At 72.7% G+C, this 17118-nt stretch carries 18 protein-coding genes; 5 read left to right on the forward strand and 13 right to left on the reverse strand.

Going from position 1 to position 17118, the window contains the following annotated elements:
- Positions 1 to 85: 85 nt before the first annotated feature.
- Together MKK60_RS17185 and MKK60_RS17190 are read right to left on the reverse strand one after the other, a co-directional pair.
- Positions 86 to 949 carry a universal stress protein gene (locus MKK60_RS17185; RefSeq protein WP_243987616.1) on the reverse strand — a complete coding sequence of 288 codons (864 nt, stop codon included), beginning with the start codon at positions 947 to 949 and terminating at the stop codon, positions 86 to 88.
- A gap of 83 nt (positions 950 to 1032) precedes the next feature.
- Positions 1033 to 2163: an acyltransferase family protein gene (locus tag MKK60_RS17190; RefSeq protein ID WP_243987618.1), complete on the reverse strand. Its 1131-nt coding sequence runs from the start codon at positions 2161 to 2163 to the stop codon at positions 1033 to 1035.
- Positions 2164 to 2396: 233 nt separating this feature from the next.
- Between MKK60_RS17190 and MKK60_RS17195 the strand changes: the two genes are divergently transcribed.
- Positions 2397 to 3122, forward strand: a complete 726-nt coding sequence (locus tag MKK60_RS17195) for a DUF4142 domain-containing protein (protein WP_243951390.1) — start codon at positions 2397 to 2399, stop codon at positions 3120 to 3122.
- Positions 3123 to 3305: 183 nt separating this feature from the next.
- Here the strand turns inward: MKK60_RS17195 and MKK60_RS17200 are convergent, their stop codons facing one another.
- The 3 genes from MKK60_RS17200 to MKK60_RS17210 all read right to left on the reverse strand — a co-directional run bounded on the left by MKK60_RS17200 (position 3306) and on the right by MKK60_RS17210 (position 5354).
- Positions 3306 to 3971, reverse strand: a complete 666-nt coding sequence (locus tag MKK60_RS17200; protein WP_147843815.1) for a carbonic anhydrase — start codon at positions 3969 to 3971, stop codon at positions 3306 to 3308.
- 64 nt (positions 3972 to 4035) lie between these two features.
- A complete protein-coding gene (locus tag MKK60_RS17205) occupies positions 4036 to 4560 on the reverse strand; it encodes an NUDIX hydrolase (RefSeq protein ID WP_243987620.1) in 525 nt (174 codons plus the stop codon).
- An 11-nt stretch (positions 4561 to 4571) separates the two neighbouring features.
- Positions 4572 to 5354, reverse strand: a complete 783-nt coding sequence (locus tag MKK60_RS17210) for a DUF429 domain-containing protein (protein WP_243987623.1) — start codon at positions 5352 to 5354, stop codon at positions 4572 to 4574.
- A gap of 84 nt (positions 5355 to 5438) precedes the next feature.
- On the opposite strand from MKK60_RS17210, the gene MKK60_RS17215 reads away from it, so the two are divergent.
- Together MKK60_RS17215 and dut are read left to right on the forward strand one after the other, a co-directional pair.
- Positions 5439 to 6326 carry an HpcH/HpaI aldolase/citrate lyase family protein gene (locus MKK60_RS17215; RefSeq protein WP_243987625.1) on the forward strand — a complete coding sequence of 296 codons (888 nt, stop codon included), beginning with the start codon at positions 5439 to 5441 and terminating at the stop codon, positions 6324 to 6326.
- Entirely contained in the window at positions 6323 to 6796 is a 474-nt protein-coding gene (gene dut / locus MKK60_RS17220) for a dUTP diphosphatase (RefSeq protein WP_243987627.1), read from the forward strand. Before MKK60_RS17215 ends, dut begins: the two co-directional genes overlap by 4 nt.
- A gap of 275 nt (positions 6797 to 7071) precedes the next feature.
- Here dut and MKK60_RS17225 read toward each other — a convergent pair whose 3' ends face one another.
- The 6 genes from MKK60_RS17225 to MKK60_RS17250 all read right to left on the reverse strand — a co-directional run bounded on the left by MKK60_RS17225 (position 7072) and on the right by MKK60_RS17250 (position 14563).
- Entirely contained in the window at positions 7072 to 8937 is a 1866-nt protein-coding gene (locus MKK60_RS17225) for a glycoside hydrolase family 15 protein (protein ID WP_243987628.1), read from the reverse strand.
- 83 nt (positions 8938 to 9020) lie between these two features.
- A complete protein-coding gene (denD, locus tag MKK60_RS17230) occupies positions 9021 to 10001 on the reverse strand; it encodes a D-erythronate dehydrogenase (RefSeq protein ID WP_243987630.1) in 981 nt (326 codons plus the stop codon).
- A gap of 209 nt (positions 10002 to 10210) precedes the next feature.
- Entirely contained in the window at positions 10211 to 11479 is a 1269-nt protein-coding gene (gene otnK, locus MKK60_RS17235; RefSeq protein ID WP_243933950.1) for a 3-oxo-tetronate kinase, read from the reverse strand.
- 2 nt (positions 11480 to 11481) lie between these two features.
- Positions 11482 to 12276 (reverse strand): 2-oxo-tetronate isomerase, encoded by a 795-nt coding sequence (gene otnI, locus MKK60_RS17240; protein WP_243987632.1) that lies wholly within the window; start codon positions 12274 to 12276, stop codon positions 11482 to 11484.
- A gap of 12 nt (positions 12277 to 12288) precedes the next feature.
- A complete protein-coding gene (ltnD, locus tag MKK60_RS17245; RefSeq protein WP_243951403.1) occupies positions 12289 to 13206 on the reverse strand; it encodes an L-threonate dehydrogenase in 918 nt (305 codons plus the stop codon).
- A gap of 40 nt (positions 13207 to 13246) precedes the next feature.
- Entirely contained in the window at positions 13247 to 14563 is a 1317-nt protein-coding gene (locus tag MKK60_RS17250; protein WP_243987634.1) for an MFS transporter, read from the reverse strand.
- A 168-nt stretch (positions 14564 to 14731) separates the two neighbouring features.
- On the opposite strand from MKK60_RS17250, the gene MKK60_RS17255 reads away from it, so the two are divergent.
- Complete coding sequence (locus MKK60_RS17255) at positions 14732 to 15739, forward strand: LacI family DNA-binding transcriptional regulator (protein ID WP_243987636.1); 1008 nt, start codon at positions 14732 to 14734, stop codon at positions 15737 to 15739.
- A 24-nt stretch (positions 15740 to 15763) separates the two neighbouring features.
- Complete coding sequence (locus MKK60_RS17260; RefSeq protein ID WP_243987638.1) at positions 15764 to 16438, forward strand: aldolase; 675 nt, start codon at positions 15764 to 15766, stop codon at positions 16436 to 16438.
- 35 nt (positions 16439 to 16473) lie between these two features.
- Here the strand turns inward: MKK60_RS17260 and MKK60_RS17265 are convergent, their stop codons facing one another.
- Positions 16474 to 16824, reverse strand: a complete 351-nt coding sequence (locus MKK60_RS17265) for a DUF6883 domain-containing protein (protein ID WP_243987640.1) — start codon at positions 16822 to 16824, stop codon at positions 16474 to 16476.
- Positions 16821 to 17069, reverse strand: a complete 249-nt coding sequence (locus tag MKK60_RS17270; RefSeq protein WP_147728298.1) for a DUF4926 domain-containing protein — start codon at positions 17067 to 17069, stop codon at positions 16821 to 16823. Before MKK60_RS17270 ends, MKK60_RS17265 begins: the two co-directional genes overlap by 4 nt.
- Positions 17070 to 17118: the final 49 nt, after the last annotated feature.

Consider the following 17118-nt stretch of genomic DNA (forward strand, 5'->3'; position numbering starts at 1 on the left):
AGCCCCTCACTCGACCGGGATGGCCGGCGAGGCGCGAACGTCGGGCGAACGGTCGAGGTTCCCGCTTCGCGCGCGGCACACGCCGTCAGTGCGCCATCAGCATCGGCAGGTCGGCGTGGGCGAGCAGGTGGCTCGTCGGGCCGCCGAAGATCATCTGCCGCAGCCGGCTCTGGGTGTAGGCGCCCTTGATCAGCAGGTCGGAGCCGAACTCCTTCGCCTCGGCGAGGAAGGTCTCGCCCGGCGTCCGGCGCCCGGCGGGAAGCGCCTTGTGGTCGGCGGCCACGCCCTCGCAGGCGAGCGAGCGGGCGAGGTCCTCGGCGCTCGGGCCCGGCACCGTGCCGCCCTCGACGCTGAGCACCAGCACGCGGGAGGCGGCCCGCAGCAGCGGCATCGCGAAGGCGACGGCGCGCGCGGTCTCGGTCGAGCCGTTCCAGGCGACCAGGATCGCGTCGCCGAACCGGGTCGGCGGGGTCGGCGGGGCCACCAGAATCGGGCGGCCGCCCTCGAACAGCGCCGTCTCCAAGGTGGTCATGCGCGGCGTGCCGTCGGCGGCGCCGGGGCGGCCGACGACGGTGGCCGAGAACAGGCGCGCGTACTGCCCGAGGAAGGCGTCGCCCGCCGGCACGTCCTGCCGCCAGCGATAGCGCGCGCCGGCGCCGGCGACGTTCTCGGGAACGCACAGGCCGTCGCGGGCGTGGCGCGGGATGCCGGCCCCGTCCATGAAGGTGACGAAGCGCCCGCCCGCCTCCTCGGCCTCGGCCCGGTCGGCCTCCTCGTCGCGCAGCCAGGTCATGCCGCCGACCATGTCGACGGGCACGTACTCGGCGAGCGCCGGCCGCAGCGACACGCCCTCGATCAGGCTGCCGAAGCGCTGTGCCACGAGGCGGGTCGTCTCCAGCACCGAGGGCAGGGCGTCGTGGAGCGCGATCGGCACCAGCAGGGTCTTCATCGCGTCGCCTCGCTCGGGTTCGCCATCACCGCCGCGACGCTAATGCGGATCGCCGCGGCGGGAAACTCGCCGCCGCCCGGCGCTCACACGGTTTTCGGCCTCGGAAGGGAATGGCGATCGGGATCGAGGCGGGCGCGGGCGAGGCGCGTCATCGGGCGCTCGACATGGCGGTGGACGAGCAGGGCCGCCACGACGCTTAGGGCCACCATCACGCCGAGCGCGACCCAGGGGCCGAGCCACGGCGCGAGGTCGGAGCGCGCGAGCGCCTCGCGCAGGCCGCGCAGGACGAAGGGATGGACGAGGTAGAGCGCGTAGGAGGCGTCGCCGAGCGCGGCCAGGGCGGACACGACGGGCGAGGGCGGCCGCGCCTGCATCCGCCGGTGGCCGAGCGCCGCCGCCGCCACCAGGAAGGCCGCCGGGATGCCGAGGGCGAGCGGGCGCAGGAACCCGTCCGGGAATGGGCCGGTGTGCGCGACGAGCAAGAGCAGGCCGAACCCGGCAAGCGCCAGGCCGGCGCGCGCCGGCCCGCCCAGCCGCACGCCCTCGCCGCGTGCGAGCGCGATCAGGGCGCCGAGCCCGAATTCCAGCATCACCGGGTTCGACCAGAACGCCAGCGGCACGGCCTCCGGCTTCAGCCAGGCGCCCGCCAGCACGATCCCGACGAGGGCCGCCACGAGCCAGGCGACGCCGGCCCGGCGACCCCAGCCGAGACCGAGCGCGAACAGCGCGTAGAACGCCATCTCGCAATTGAGCGTCCAGCCGAGGCCGTAGAGCGGCAGCACCGCGCCGTCCGGCCGCGCCGCGGGCCAGAACAGGAAGGAGGCGACGACCTGGCCGGCGTCCGGCGGTCCGCCGCTGCCGTTGAGGGCCGGCGGCGCCGCCAGCCCGACCGCGAGGTAGAGCGCGGTGACCAGCCAGTACAGCGGCACCACCCGCGCGATCCGATGCGCCAGGAAGCGGCGCCGACCTCCGCTCTCCGCCGCATGGCGCCCGACCGCGTGCGGCGCCGCGGCGTGGACGATGATGAAGCCCGAGATCACGAAGAACACGTCGACGCCGCCGGCCCAGGGCAGCAGCCCGCTCGGGGCGAAGGCCGCGCCCGTCCGCTGCGCCAGCGCGGTCGCCTCGGCCTGCGCATGGTGCATCACCACGAGCAGCGCGGCGACCGCGCGCAGGATCTGCACTGACAAGATCTGGGTGGAGCGGGGCGTCAAGGCGGGGCCTCGGGGCGGAAGGACGGCGAAAGGCATGGCGGCTGCCGCGGGGCGGATCAAGCGCCGCAGCCCGCGCGGCGGACGGCGCAAGGTCAGGCAAGACCAGAGGAACCATGCGCGATCGTCATCGTTGGTTCGATGAAGTGCTGTCGCCGTCCGTTTCGGTTGAAACCGGTATGGGCGATACAACTACGCCGGCTTGCACGCTCACCATTCATCGATCGAGGTTTTCAATGCTGAAGAAATACGCCGTCCTGTCCGCGCTCGCCTTCGCCGTCTCGACCCCGGCCATGGCCCAGGGCCTGAGCGATTTCCGTCTGCAGTCGCTGCAGGCGAACGCCTTCGAGATCCAGTCGAGCCAGATCGCGCTGTCGAAGTCCCGCAACCCGCAGATCCGGACCTACGCCCAGGAAGCGATCCGCGACCACCGTTCGGCCAACGTCGCCCTCGTCGGCGGTGACCGCAACTACGTCGCCGCGCAGGGCGGCGTGGTCGGCGGTCCGGTGGACGGCTTGATCGGCGCGCCGCTGGCGGTGGCCGGTGGCGCCGTCGGCGCGGCGACCGGCGCGGCCGCGGGCGTGGTCGGCGGGACGCTGAACGGCGGCCCGGTCGGCGGCCTCGAAGGTCTCGGCTCGGGCGCGCAGCGCGGCGCCGCAGCGGGCAGCCGCCTCGGCAACGCCGACGTCGATCAGACGGCCGGCACCACGGTGGTTCAGCCCAGCCCCGAGCAGCAGGCGATGCTGGCGGAGCTCTCCGCCACCCCGTCGGGCCCGCGCTTCGACCGCCTCTACGTGAGCCAGCAGGTCCAGGCGCACCGGATGACGATCGGCATGACCGAGGCCTACGCCTCGTCCGGCCCGAACCCGGCGCTTCGCACCTACGCGCAGCAGGCCCTGCCGGTGCTGCAGCACCATTACGGCATGGCCCAGCGCCTGCCGGGCGCCCGCGACGCGATGTAATCGTCCGATCCCGCTCGGCGCCGACGCCGAGCGCGGCTCATGAGACAGGGCGGCAGGCGTAAGCCTGCCGCCCTTTTCGTTGGTCCGGTCTTTCGTCGGCCCTGGCCTTCCCGTTCCGATCGATCTCGGATTGAAAGGCGAGGCGGGTGCTTTCGAACCAAAGCACCCGCCTCGCCGGACGCGTCAGCTGCAGCTCATCATTGCGGAGGGGCGCAGCGGCTCGCCGCTTCGATCGACCGCCTGCGCGAAGTCTCCGGTCTCGGGATTGCGGACCAGAAGGTCGCCCGTGGCCACGCCGAAATGCGCACCGTGCAGCTTCAGGGTGCCGGCCTCGACCCGTTCCTTGATGAACGGGAAGGTCATCAGGTTCTCGAGGCTCTGGCTGACCATCGCGTGCTCGAGGCGGGTGAGGTATTCGGGTGCGCTCGAGTCGCCGGCCTTCGCCTCGGCGGGCTCGACGAGGGAGACCCACTTGCCGATGAAGTTGCCCTTCGAGAGCGGCTTGGCCTTGTTGGCGTAGGCCTTGATGCCGCCGCAGCTGGCGTGGCCGAGCACGACGATGTTCTTGACCTCAAGGCCCTGCACCGCGAACTCGATCGCCGCCGAGGTGCCGTGATAGTCGCCGCCGGTCTCGTAGATCGGCACGATGGCGGCCACGTTGCGGATCACGAACAGCTCGCCCGGGCCGACGTCGAAGATCGCTTCCGGCGCGACCCGGCTGTCGCAGCAGCTGATCACCAGCGTCTCGGGCTCCTGGGCGGTCGCCAGCTCGGCGAAGCGCTTCCGCTCCGTCGGAAAGCGGCCGGAAAGGAAGGAACGGTAGCCGTCGGTGAGCGCGGTCGGAAACATGGGTCCTCCTGACAATCGAGAAATTCCGTCACGGAACGAGTGGCCTGAGCCCCCTGTTCCACGCTCAAGTTTGCTGCCAGGTCAGGATGATCGGGGCGTCTGGAACGTGTCCGGCGACGAGGCGCTCGGCGAGCTGCCCGAGGCCGGCGGGCTCGATCCGCGCCTCGGTGGCGAGCAGCTCGGCCACCGTCCACCAGCGCGTGCCGTGCAGCGGGTTGTCCTCGGTCTCCATCAGGCGGCTGGTGTCGATCCGGTCGTCGGGCAGACGCACCAGGAAATAGCGCTCGCGTGCATCGCGCGACTGCCGGAACAGGTGGAACGGGCCGTCGCAGGCCGCGACCTGCGGGCCGATCGCGCAGTCGGCCCGGCCGATCTCCTCCGACAATTCCCGGCGGCAGGCCGTGACGTGGTCCTCGCCGGGCTCCACCCCGCCGCCCGGCATGAACCAGAACCGCAGCGGCGTGCCGTCCGGCGCATGCGCGTGCACCGATTCGTACTCGATCAGCAGCAGCCGGTCGGCGGGATCGAACACCAGCGCGCGGGCGACGTGGCGGATGGCGGGGTTCGGGTCTCGGGTCTGTTCGCTCATGGCCCAGGTCGTTAGCAGACTTTGCGTGGCTCGCGGGATTCGGCCCGGTCGCCCCCTTGAAGCGGCGCCGGCATCCAGATCACCGCCGGCAGGCCGTGGGCGTCGCGCTCGGGCAGGTCCGGCAGCGGGCTCGCGCGGCCGAGGAGGATGTCGCGGGCGACAACGAGGCCGGCCATCGCGTCGAGGTGGTCGTCGGCACCGACGCCGCGCGGCCGTGCGCCGTGAACCAGCGCCTCCGGCAGCCCGGCGGCGACGAGGAGCGCCCGGCGCAGGTTCAGCCCGGCCTGCCGCTGCGGCCCCTTCTTGGCCGCCGCCAGCGCCCGGTCGCCGTTGAGGCGGCGGAAGGCGATCTCGGGGTGGACCTCGTGCAGGCGCGCCGTCAGCGCCGGCCGCTCGCGCAGCAGGGCGTCCACCGCGCGGATGTAGCGGAAGATGTTGAAGCACTGGATCGAGGGCGCGAAGGGCGGCGCGCTGCCCGCGCGCGACAGCGCCTTGGCGGTCTCGTAGTCGTCGGCGAAGATCGCCGCGCGCGGCGGCACCGGGAACACGCTCGACCGGCCGGCGCCGAGATAGGCGCGTGCGGCCCGGTCGGCCGCCCGGCCTCCGCCCGTCGCGCGGTCCGGCAGTCCGATCGGCACGTCGATGCCGACCGAGACCGGCGCTTCCGGTCCGTCGAGGCACTCGGCGACGGTGGAAAACAGGGCCGCGCGGTGGCGGCCGGGATCGTCGAGGTCGAGCAGCACGCCGGCCCAGGCGCCGCGGCAGCCGTCGAGTCCCGCGATCCAGCGCGCCATTCCCGCTCCTTGTCTCGCCGTCCGGAGAACGCTATCGGCGCTTCTGTCTTACGGACGTCGCCCCGCCGACGGAAAGATGCCGCCATGACCGAGATCCGTCCGCGTCGCAGCGTGCTGTCCCTGCCGGGCTCGAACCCGCAGGCCCTGGAGGCGGCTCGCACCCTGCCGGTCGACGCGGTGCTGCTCGATCTGGAGGAGACCGTCCCGCCCGAGGTCAAGGACGCCGCCTGCAAGACGGTGGCCGCCGCGGTGACGGGCCGTGCCTACGGTCATCGCGAGGTGGTGGTCCGCATCAACGCGCTCGATTCGGCCCACGGCGAGGCCGACCTCGCGGCGATCGCCGCGGCCGGCCCCGACGCGATCCTGGTGCCGAAGGTGAGCGGCCCCGACGCCCTGGTGGCCGTCGGCGCCCGCTTGAGGCGCCTCGGCGCGGCGCCGGCGCTGCGGATCTGGGCGATGATCGAGAGCCCGCTCGCGGTGCTGCAGGTCGGTGCGATCGCCAGCGCCGCGCGCGACGTCGACACCCGCCTGTCCTGCCTCGTGGTCGGCACCGGCGACCTCGCCGCGGCGACCCGGATCCGCCGCGGCGTCCCCGGCCGCCCGGCGCTGATGCCGCTGCTGATGAGCGTCGTCGCCGCGGCCCGCGCCTACGAGATCGACGTCATCGACGGCGTGTTCGAGGCGACCGCCGACGAGGCCGGCTTCCGCGCCGAGGCCGAGCAGGCCCGCAACGGCGGCTTCGACGGCAAGGTGCTGATCGATCCCGCGCAGATCGCCGCCGCCAACGCGGTGTTCGGCCCGAGCCCGGATGCGGTCGCGCAGGCGCGTGCGGCGATCGCCGCCTTCGCCGGCCCGGCCGCCTGCGAGCGCGGCACGGCCGCGTTCCGGGGCCGCACGATCGACCGATCCCATGCCGACGAGGCCCACCGCATCGTCGCCCTGGCCGACGCCATCGCGGCGCGCCGGCCGTGAGCGACGCGCTGCCCGAGGTCGGCATCCGCGGGCTCGATCCGCGGCTGGCGGGGTGGGGGTTTCCGCGATGGGGCTCGGCCCAGGCCGCCGGCCTCGACCTCCATGCCTGCCTCGACGCGGCACTCGACCTCGCGCCGCAGGGGCCGCCGGCGCTGATCCCCGCCGGCTTCACGGTGCTGATCCGGGAGGCCGGCTGGTGCGGACTGATCTTCCCCCGGTCCGGCCTCGGCCATCGCGCCGGGCTGGTGCTCGGCAACGGCACCGGGGTGATCGATGCCGACTACGAGGGCCCGCTGATGATCTCGGCCTGGAACCGCAACCCGGCCGGCGACCCGATCCGGATCGCGCCGGGCGAGCGCATCGCGCAACTGGTGTTCACGCGGGTCGCGCGGCCGCGGCTGAACGTGACCGACGCGGATGAGCCGGCATCGGCGCGGGGCGTCGGCGGGTTCGGGTCGAGCGGCCGGTGACGAGGCCACGAAGGAGCGCGCTACTTCCCTCCCCCCGCTGCGGGGGAGGGTGGCCCGCGCGGCGGGCCGGGGGGCCGGAGACGAGGACACGAAGTGACGCGCGGCCGCCGGCCCCCGGCTGCCGGGGCGGGAGGCGGGCGAAGCGGGTCGGGCGAGGGGGGCGGCGGGTTAGGAATCGTCGGGCCGCTCACCCGACCCCAGAGGACGCGAGGCCTACCCTCCCCCGCAGGGGGGGAGGGAAGAGAGCGCGGGCAGCCGAAAGCCCCGCGCTGCGTCTACTCCGCCGCCGCCTTCGTCGCGACGCATCCCTCCTCGGGCAGGCCGAAGCGGCCGATCGTGTCCTGCAGGCGCAGGGCCGCGTTGATCAGCGCCATGTGCGAGAAGCCCTGCGGGGTGTTGCCGCGCTGCTCGCCGGTCTCCGGGTCGATCATCTCGGCGAACAGCCCGACGTCGTTGCCGCGCGCCAGCAGGCGCTCGAACGCCGCCTTGGCCTCGCCGGTGCGGCCGTCGAGCGCCAGGCAGCCGACGCGCCAGAAGGCGCAGGCGGTGAACGTGCCCTCGTCGCCCGAGAGCCCGTCGTCCATGCGGTAGCGGTAGATCAGGTCGCCGACGCCGAGCTCAGCCTCGATCGCGGCCAGCGTCTTGCGCAGGCGCGGGTCGCTCGGGTCGATCGCGCCGAACAACGCCACGCGCAGCACCGCCGCGTCGAGGTGGTGCGAGCCGTAGGCGCCGGTGAAGGCCTGCCGCTCCTCGTTCCAGGCCTTCTCCAGGTAGTCGGCGCGGATCTCGGCGGCGATCCGCTCCCAGGTCTCGATCTTCTCCGGCGGCACGCCCTCGATGTTGCGGCCGATCCGGGCGGCGTCGTTCAGCGCCACCCAGAGCATCGCCTTGGTGTGGAGCTGGTGGCGCGGGCCGGTGCGCAGCTCCCAGATGCCGTCGTCGGCCTCGTCGCGGCAGGCGATGGCGCGGCGGGTGAGGTTGTCGAGCACCTCGGGCAGGCGGTCGTGGACCTTTTCCGGCGGGTCGTACTCGACCGCTTCGAGGAAGACGCAGAGCGCGCGCACCAGCTCGCCGTAGATGTCGTGCTGGTCCTGGCCCTCGGCGGCGTTGCCGATCAGCGGCGGCCCGACGTCGCGCCAGCCGGAGAGGTGGTCGAGCTCCTCCTCCGGCGGCATCGCCTCGGCGATGCCGTAGAGCAGCTTGGTGTCGCGGCCGAAGCTGCCGTCCGCTTCGCGCAGGAAGCGCAGGAACTCCGAGGCCTCGCGGACGTAGCCGAGCATCACGAAGGCGGTGACGGTGAAGGTCGCGTCCCGCATCCAGGTGAAGCGGTAATCGTAGTTGCGGTTGCCCGGAACCGCCTCGGGCAGGCCGGCGGTGGCCGCCGCGACGATGGCGCCCGACGGCGAGTAGGTCAGCAGCTTCAAGCACAGGGCCGAGCGCAGCACCGCGTCGCGATAGGGGCCGTGATAGGTGCAGCGCTCGCTCCAGCGCCGCCAGTAGTCGATGGTCGCCGCGACCCGGCGCTCGGCGCCGGCGAAATCGTCGATCGCGGCCCGCTCCCCGTCCTCGCCGTGGGTGAGGACGAGGTAGGCGGTCTCGCCCGCCGCAATCGCGAACCGGCTCACGGCGACCGCGCCGTCGAGCCTTGGCTCGGGCGCGGCGTTGACGCGGAGCCGCTGCTTGCCGGCCTCGAACAGCACCGTCGCGCCGTCGGCGATCGGGATGCCGTCGCAGCGGGCGTAGTCGAAGGTCGGGTGCACCAGGAAGCGCCCGGCGACGTGGCCGTCGATGCAGGTGAGCAGGCGGATCAGGCGGCTCTCGCCCTCGCCGTCGGGCCCTTCCTCGGGCTCGGGGGTCGGCGGGTTGACCGGCATCACGTCGACCAGCCGGGCGCTGCCGGTCTCGGTGACGAAGGTCGTCTCCAGCACGTTGGTTTCGGGCAGGTAGCGCCGCGAGGTCGAGCGCAGGCCCTCGAACGCGATCCGGCAGGAGCCGCCCTTGTCGTCGTCGAGCAGCGCGAGAAACAGGGCCGGCGAATCGTGACGCGGCCAGCACAGCCAGTCGACCGAGCCGTCGCGGGCGATCAGCGCGGTCGAGTGGGTGTCGCCGATGACGGCGTAGTCTTCGATGGGCTTGTACAAGGCGATGCGTTTCCCGGAGGCTCGACCCGTTCTAACGCGTCGCATCCCCGGTTCGACCGTGCCTGACGAAATGTCACATAGGTTTATGTCCCGGCGTGGAATTCGGCGACGTGCTCGGCGACGATCGCGTCGAACGAGGCGTCGGCGGTGAAGCCGAGGTCGAGCGCGCGTTCGGTGGCGAAGGCCTCGGGCCAGGTCTCGATGATGCGGGCGACGGCCGGATCGGGCTCGCGGCGGATCAGGGCGACCGCCTTGTCGCCGCCGACCTTGCGCAGGGCCTCGATCTCCTCGGCCACGGTGGCCGACACCCCCGGCAGCGTCAGCGCGCGCCGCAGCCCGAGGCGGGCGAGGTCGAGCCCGGCCGCGTGCAGCAGGAAGCCGATCGCGGCCGAGGGGCTCGCGAACCAGTGGCGCACGGTCTCGGGCACCGGCAGGATCGCCGGCTGGCCGGCCAGCGGCTCGCGGATGATGCCGGAGAAGAACCCCGACGCCGCCTTGTTCGGCTTGCCCGGGCGCACGCAGATCGTCGGCAGGCGCAAGGCGATGCCGTCGAGGAAGCCGCGGCGGGAATAGTCGGCGACCAGCAACTCGCCCATCGCCTTCTGGGTGCCGTAGGAGGAAGCCGGCGTGACGATCCAGTCGTCGCCGATCACCGGCGGCAGCGGCGGCCCGAACACCGCGAGCGAGGAGGTGAACACCACCTTCGGCCGGTAGCTGTCGGCCAGGTGCGCGCGGCGGATCGCATCGAGCAGCAGGCGGGTGCCGTCGAGGTTGACCCGGTAGCCGAGCTCGAGGTTCGCCTCCGCCTCGCCCGAGACGACGGCTGCAAGGTGGAAGACGAGGCCGGGCCGCCCGGCGATGGCGGCGTCGGCCGCGCCCGGCGCGGTGAGGTCGGCGGCCTCGGTGCGGACGTTGCCGGCGAAGCCCGCGGGCGCGTCGGGCTGGACCACGTCGATCAGGGTCAGCGCGTCGAGCGGCGCGCCGCCGACGGCGCCGGACGCGACCAGGGCCTTGGTGAGCCGGCGGCCGATCATGCCGGCGGCGCCGAGGATCAGGGCGTGCATGGGAAGCTCCTTGGTCGGCATGTTCGGCCGCGATCGATCTGCGTTGCCCTACCGGCCCCCCCCGCACCCGAGTCGGGCCTGCCCGACTTGGGCACACGACTTGGGCACACAAGGTGCGGATCTCGGGCAAGCCCGAGATCCGTCGGGGGGAGCGAAGGCGCGACGAGACTTTCGAAGGCGGTCAGGGAAGCGAGAAGCACCCGTATCGCTCACTGCATCAGGGCGAGCGCGCGCAGGAAGAAGTCGCGGCCGCCGAAGTTGCCGGATTTCAGCGCAAGCAGCATCGGATCGCCGCCGGCCGTGCGCAGGACGGGGACGCCGGCGGCGATCTCGGGGCCGAGCAGGAAGGCTTTCAGCCCGAGATGGTCGACCACCGCGCCGGAGGTCTCGCCGCCGGCGACCACGAGCCGGCGGACGCCGCGGGCGACGAGGTCCGCGGCGAGCCGCGCCAGCGCCGCCTCGATCGCCTGGCCGACCGCGGCGCCGCCGTGCCTGGCCTGGAGCGCGCGCACCGCGTCGGGCGCGGCGCTGCTGGCGACGAGGACCGGGCCGGCGGCAAGGCGCTCGGCGGCCCAGGCGATGGCCGCCTCGACCTCGCCGGGGCCGGACAGCAGCCGCTCGGTGTCGAGGCGCAGCACCGGCATGTGATCGGCCGCGGCCTCGATCTGCGCCAGCGTCGCCTGCGAGCAGCTGCCCGCGAGGCACGCGGCGTGGCCGCCGACCGCTTCGCCCGCCACCGCACCGGCGCCGGATGCGCCGCGCCCGTCCGCGACCAGCGCGCGGGCGAGCCCGAGGCCGAGGCCCGAGGCGCCGCAGGAGACGCGGTGCCGCAAGGCGGCGCGGCCGAGGATCTCGAGGTCGGCATCGAAGATCGCGTCGGCGATGGCCGCGCCGTGGCCCTCCTTCGCCAGGGCGTCGAGGCGCGCGGCGACCGCGTCCGGACCGCGCGTCACGGTGGCGATGTCGATCAGCCCGACCGTGCCGGCGCTCTGGCGGGCCAGCACCCGCACGAGGCTCGAATCGCGCATCGGGTTGAGGGGGTGGTCCTTCAGCGGGCTCTCGGCGAGCAGCGTCGCGCCGACGAAGAGATGACCCTGGTAGACGCTGCGCCCGGTCTCGGGAAAGGCGGGGGTGACGAGCGCGATCGGCTCGGCCGCATCCGCCCGCAGCGCGTCGAGCACCGGGCCGATATTGCCGGCCTCGGTCGAATCGAAGGTCGAGCAGACCTTGAACAGCACGTGGCCGGTACCGCGCCGGCGCAGCCAGGCGTCGGCCTCGCGGGAGCGCGCCACCGCCTCGCGCGGGTCGATCGACCGGCTCTTCAGCGCCACCACCACCGCGTCGACCGCCGGCAGGGCGAGGTCGTCGGCCGGCACGCCGATGGTCTGCACCGTGCGCAGGCCGGCCCTGGTCAGGGTGTTGGCGAGGTCCGAGGCGCCGGTATAGTCGTCGGCGACGCAGCCGAGCGCGAGCGGCAGGCTCATCGTGCATCCCCCCGCCGGCCTTCGCGATAGGGCGCGAACCAGCCGAGGCCCGCGACGGTGCCGGCGGCCGGATTGTATTCGCAGCCGACGAACCCGTCGTAGCCGAGCCGGTCGAGCTCCGCGAAGAGGAAGGCGTCGTCGATCTCGCCGGTGCCGGGCTCGTGTCGCCCCGGCACCGAGGCGGTCTGCACGTGGCCGACGATCGGCATCAGCGCGCGCAGCCGCATCGTCACGTCGCCGTGCAGGATCTGGCAGTGGTAGAGGTCGAACTGCAGCTTCAGGTTCGGCCGCGCGAGGTCGCGGATCAGCGCCGCCGCCGCCCCGAAATCGTTCAGGAAGTAGCCCGGCATGTTGCGGCCGTTGATCGGCTCCAGCACGAGGTCGAGGCCCGCCGTGCCGAGAGCGTCGGCGGTCCAGGCGACGGCGCGGCGGTAGGCGTCGCGCGCGGCCGGATCGTTCGGGTCGGCCAGCCCCGCCATCAGGTGGAGGCGCCCGACGCCGGTGGCCTCGGCGTAGCGCAGAGCGGTCGCGACGCCCTGCTTCAGCTCGTCGAAGCGCTCGGGCAGGGCCGCGAGCCCGCGCTCGCCGGCCTCGAAGTCGCCCGGCGGCAGGTTGAACAGCGCCTGGGTCAGGCCGTGGCGCGCCAGGCGGTCGGCGATGGCGTCGGCCGGATGCGCGTAGGGGAACAGGAACTCGACGGCGCCGAAGCCCTGGTCCGCGGCTGCTGCGAAGCGGTCGAGGAAGGGGAGCTCGGTGAACATCAGGGTGAGGTTGGCGGCAAAGCGCGGCATGGATGGACTTCCTCAGCGCTTCGCGGCCGGCAGGGTCGCGCCCGAGACCTGGGCGTAGAGCCGCGCGACGGAGGCATCGTCGTCGCGGCCCATCCCCGAGCCCGACGCCATCAGGAACATCTGCAGGGCGGCGGCCGCCACCGGCACCGGGTACTTCTCGGCGCGCGCCATGTCCTGCACGATGCCGAGGTCCTTGACGAAGATGTCGACCGCGCTTCTGGGGCTGTAATCGCCGTCGAGGACGTGCGGCATCCGGTTCTCGAACATCCAGGAATTGCCGGCCGACTTCGTGATCACCTCGTAGACGCGGGCGAGGTCGAGGCCCTGCTTGGCGGCGAAGCTCATGGCTTCCGACGCGGCAGCGATGTGCACGCCCGCGAGCAGCTGGTTGATCATCTTGAAGGCCGCGCCCTGGCCGGCTTCGTCGCCGAGCTCGTAGAGCGTGCCGGCCATCGCACCGAGCGCCGGGCGCGCCGCGTCGAAGGCGGCGGCCGAGCCGGAGGCCAGGAAGGTCAGAGCCCCGTCGGCGGCGCGCGCCGCGCCCCCGCTCATCGGCGCGTCAAGGTAGTGCCGGCCGGTGGCCTCGAGCCGCGCCGCCAGCCGCCGGGCGACGGCCGGGTCCATGGTCGCCGAGGAGACGAACACCGCGCCCTCCGGCATCGCCGCCGCGGCGCCGGCCTCGCCGAACAGCACGGCCTCGGTCTGGGCGGCGTTGACGACGACGCAGATCACGACGCTCGCGCCCTCCGCCGCTTCGGCCGGGCTCGCCGTGCCGCGCCCGCCGGCCGCCGAGAAGCGGGCGACCGCCTCGGGGTTCACGTCGCAGGCCGCGACCGTGAAGCCGGCCCGCTGCAGCGAGGCCGCCATGCCGAAGCCCATCGAGCCGAGGCCGATCACCGCGGCGTGCCGGGCGGAGGAGGGTGCTGTCATCGGGGATGTCCGGTCGGGGGTCTGCGGAAGGTGCGCCGGTTCAGCGGTTCACGAGGCGCTTGGGCGTCACGAAGGTCGCGACCGAGCCGAGCACCAGCATGGCGGCGAGCGCGTACATGCCGGTGGCGGTGTTGCCGCTGTAGTCCTTCAGGGCGCCGATCACGTAGGGGCTGGCGAAGCCCGCGAGGTTGCCCACCGAGTTGATCAGCGCGATGCCGGCGGCGGCGCCCGCCCCCGACAGGAACGCGGTCGGCATCGACCAGAACAGCGGCGCGCAGGTGAGCACCCCGCCCGCGGCGATCGAGAGCGCCATGATCGCGATCACCGTGCTGCCGGCGGTGGCGGCGACGACGAAGCCGACCGCGCCGCAGAGCGCAGGCACGATCAGGTGCCAGCGGCGCTCGCGCATCCGGTCGGCGCTGCGCCCGAGCAGGATCATCACGAACACCGCGAACAGGAACGGGATCGCGCTGAGCAGGCCGATGTTGAGGTTGCCCTGTACGCCGGTGGCTTTCACCAGCGTCGGCATCCAGAAGGTCAGGCCGTACTGGCCCGTGACGAAGCAGAAGTAGATGAAGCTCATGAACCAGACGCGGCCGTTGCGGAACACGGTCGCGATCGAGTGCGGGCTCGTCTCCTTGCCGACGTTGTCGGCGGCGATGTCGCGCTCGATCACCGCCTTCTCGGGGTCGGTCAGCCACTTGGCCTCCGAGGCCCGGTTGTCGAGGTAGAAGAACACCGCGATGCCGACCAGCACCGCCGGCACCGCCTCGATCACGAACATCCACTGCCAGCCGGCGAGCCCGTGGGCGCCGTTGAAGGCATCCATGATCCAGCCCGAGAGCGGGTTGCCGAAGATGCCCGAGACGGGGATCGCGGCCATGAACACGGCGATGACCTTGGCCCGGCGATGCGCCGGGAACCAGGCCGTCGTGTAGAGGATCACGCCCGGGTAGAAGCCCGCCTCGGCCAGCCCGAGCAGGAAGCGCATGACGTAGAAGGTCGTGGCGGAGTTCACGAACAGGAACGCACCCGAGATGATCCCCCAGGTCACCATGATCCGGGCGATCCAGATCCGCGCGCCGACCCGGTGGAGGATCACGTTCGAGGGCACCTCGAACAGGAAGTAGCCGACGAAGAACACGCCCGCGCCGAAGCCGTAGACCGTCTCGCTGAAGCCGAGGTCCTGGGACATCTGCAGCTTGGCGAAGCCGACGTTGACCCGGTCGAGGTAGGCGACGACGTAGCAGAGCATCAGGAACGGCACGAGGCGCCAGAACACCTTGGTATAGGTCTGCTCGACGAAGTCCTTCGATGGCACGGCGCTGCCCGGCAGCACGGCGGCTGGTGAACTCATGGCGTCCTCCGTCGCCGACGTCTTGGCGTGCCGGCGTTCTGCTTGGTTCCGCACCGTTTCCCGGCGCTTGAAACCTGCCTATCTCAGTTTGGCAGCGCTGCCAATCAGCTTGCGGGTGACAGCGATGCTCGATATGTCGCTGAGCGCATCGCCACGCGAAGGGCCTCCATGAACCTGCATCGGCGCCTCGTGACGCTGGCGGACGTCGCCCGGGAATCGGGTTTCGGCGAGAGCACGGTCTCGCGGGTGCTGCGCAACCAGGGCTCGTTCTCGAAGCGCACCGCAGACCGGGTGGCCGCGGCCGTGGCCGAGCTCGGCTACGTGCCGAACCGGCTGGCCGGGTCGCTCGCGGGCAACGCGGCGTCGGCCGGCTCGCAGCTCGTCGGCATCGTGATCCCGTCGCTCGCCAACATCGTCTTCCCCGACCTGCTGCGCGGGCTGACGGGGGCGCTCGACCGCATCGGCTTCCAGAGCGTGATCGGCGTCTCCGACTACGATCCCGACCGCGAGGAGGCGCTGGTCGGCGCGCTGCTGTCGTGGCGCCCGGCCGGCCTCGTCGTCACCGGGGTGGAGCACAATCCCGGCACCGTGGCGCTCCTGCGCGCCGCCGGGATCCGCGTGGTCGAGATGATCGACACCGACGGGCCGGGCCTCGACCTCGTCGTCGGCTTCTCCAACCGGGCGGTCGGCGAGGCGAGCGCCACGCACCTGCTCGGGCGGGGCTACCGCCGCATCGGCTATGTCGGCCACGACATTCTGCGCGACCTCCGGGCGGGCAAGCGGCTCGCCGGCTTCGAGGCGGCCCTGAACGGCGCCGGGCACGGGCTGATCGACCGCGAGATCGTCGCCGAGCCGTCCTCCGCGGCGGCCGGGCGGGCGGCGCTGGACCGGCTGCTCGACCGCACGCCGGACCTCGACGCCGTCTACTTCTCCAACGACGACATGGCGCTCGGCGGCTACTTCTGCTGCCTGGCGCGCGGCTGGTCGATCCCGCACCGGCTCGCGCTGTTCGGCTACAACGGCCTCGACATCACCGCGGCGATGCCGCAGCCGCTCTCGACCATCCGCACGCCGCGGCTGCGAATCGGCGCGGTCGCCGCCGAGCGCCTGGCGGCCGGCGGCCCGGCCGAGACGATCGACCTCGGCTTCGAGCTGGTGGCGGGCGCGACCGCATAGGAGATCGGGCTTGAGGAACCGAACATGAGCGAGTCGACGCTGCGCGAGGAGATCTGCCGCTACGGGCGCTCGCTGTTCGAGCGCGGGCTGACGCCGGGCTCCTCGGGCAACATCTCCCTTCGGCTCGATGACGGCGGCTGGCTGGTGACCCCGACCAACGCCTCGCTCGGCTTCCTCGACCCGGCCCGGATCTCGCGTCTCGACGCGACGGGACGGGTGGTCTCCGGCGACACGCCGACGAAGGAGATCCCGCTCCACACCGCGCTCTACGAGAGCCGCGCCGAGGCGCGCGCCATCGTCCACCTGCACTCGACGCACGCGGTCGCGGTGTCGATGCTGCCCGAGATCGATCCGAAGGCGGTGCTGCCGCCGCTGACGCCGTACTACCTGATGCGCACCGGCGGCACGGCGCTGGTCCCGTACTACCGCCCCGGCGACCCAGGCGTCGCCGACGCGATCCGGGGCCTGGCGGGGAAGTACAGTTCGGTGCTGCTCGCCAACCACGGCCCGGTCGTCGCCGGCGCGAGCCTGCAGGCCGCGGTCTTTGCCACCGAGGAGCTCGAGGAGACCGCCAAGCTCTACCTGCTCCTGCGCAACCTCAACCCGCGCCATCTCAGCCCCGCCCAGGTCGCCGACCTCGTCCAGCATTTCGGGCTGACGTTGCCGGAGCACGAGGGGGAGGGACACGGATGCTCCTGACGCGGCGCGGCGCCGGTCCTGACGCGACCATACCTTCAGGCGCTGCGAGCCCGATCGGGATGGGCCGTGACGAGGCGTCCGACCTCGTCGCGCTCGGCCAGCCACACGGTGCGGATCCAGGGTTCGCGTCCCGACGGCGTCGCGATCGGACCGATGCAGGCGATCACCCGCCGATCCGGCGATGTCGGCGTGACCATGCGAACGGATGCGCGCAGGGCCTGCAGAAACAGCGCATCCGCGAATTCGGTCGTCCGCTCGCGGTTGAGTCCGAAGCCGAGGAAGAAGCGTGCCTTCGATCCGCCTTGCGGATGATCGGGATTGAGAAGGTATCGGGCGATCTTGTCGCCCGGAATGGCAAGGTTCTGCGGGAGCGACGATCCGCTCATCGCAGAGCGGTCGGCGTCGCATGCGTCAGGATCGTTGCCGGCACGGTGGCCAGCGCGCCGTCCGGCTCCGAGAACTCGACGATGCAATCCGGGCTGTCGGTCCAGACGCCGACGACGGTTCCTGCACGCCCCGCCGGGATCGTCTCGCCGTCATGCGAGCGGGCCGGCTCGAGCAGCACCACGGTATCGAGGTCCCGGAAGCCGGGCTCGTCCTTGCGCAGCAGATAAACGACCTCGACGGACATGACGGAAGCATATGGTGGGGCGCACCGTTCGTCCACGCCCGACGGTGCT

The organism is Methylobacterium sp. J-092 (genome assembly GCF_022829325.1).
GTDB lineage: Bacteria > Pseudomonadota > Alphaproteobacteria > Rhizobiales > Beijerinckiaceae > Methylobacterium.

Coding starts and splice junctions, on each gene's coding strand:
- MKK60_RS17270 (WP_147728298.1), bottom strand. CDS start 17,069: ATGTCCGTCGAGGTCGTTTATCTGCTGCGCAAGGACGAGCCCGGCTTC.
- MKK60_RS17250 (WP_243987634.1), bottom strand. CDS start 14,563: ATGAGTTCACCAGCCGCCGTGCTGCCGGGCAGCGCCGTGCCATCGAAG.
- ltnD (WP_243951403.1), bottom strand. CDS start 13,206: ATGACAGCACCCTCCTCCGCCCGGCACGCCGCGGTGATCGGCCTCGGC.
- MKK60_RS17195 (WP_243951390.1), top strand. CDS start 2,397: ATGCTGAAGAAATACGCCGTCCTGTCCGCGCTCGCCTTCGCCGTCTCG.
- MKK60_RS17215 (WP_243987625.1), top strand. CDS start 5,439: ATGACCGAGATCCGTCCGCGTCGCAGCGTGCTGTCCCTGCCGGGCTCG.
- MKK60_RS17200 (WP_147843815.1), bottom strand. CDS start 3,971: ATGTTTCCGACCGCGCTCACCGACGGCTACCGTTCCTTCCTTTCCGGC.
- MKK60_RS17185 (WP_243987616.1), bottom strand. CDS start 949: ATGAAGACCCTGCTGGTGCCGATCGCGCTCCACGACGCCCTGCCCTCG.
- denD (WP_243987630.1), bottom strand. CDS start 10,001: ATGCACGCCCTGATCCTCGGCGCCGCCGGCATGATCGGCCGCCGGCTC.
- MKK60_RS17210 (WP_243987623.1), bottom strand. CDS start 5,354: ATGGCGCGCTGGATCGCGGGACTCGACGGCTGCCGCGGCGCCTGGGCC.
- MKK60_RS17255 (WP_243987636.1), top strand. CDS start 14,732: ATGAACCTGCATCGGCGCCTCGTGACGCTGGCGGACGTCGCCCGGGAA.
- MKK60_RS17260 (WP_243987638.1), top strand. CDS start 15,764: ATGAGCGAGTCGACGCTGCGCGAGGAGATCTGCCGCTACGGGCGCTCG.
- otnI (WP_243987632.1), bottom strand. CDS start 12,276: ATGCCGCGCTTTGCCGCCAACCTCACCCTGATGTTCACCGAGCTCCCC.
- MKK60_RS17265 (WP_243987640.1), bottom strand. CDS start 16,824: ATGAGCGGATCGTCGCTCCCGCAGAACCTTGCCATTCCGGGCGACAAG.
- MKK60_RS17205 (WP_243987620.1), bottom strand. CDS start 4,560: ATGAGCGAACAGACCCGAGACCCGAACCCCGCCATCCGCCACGTCGCC.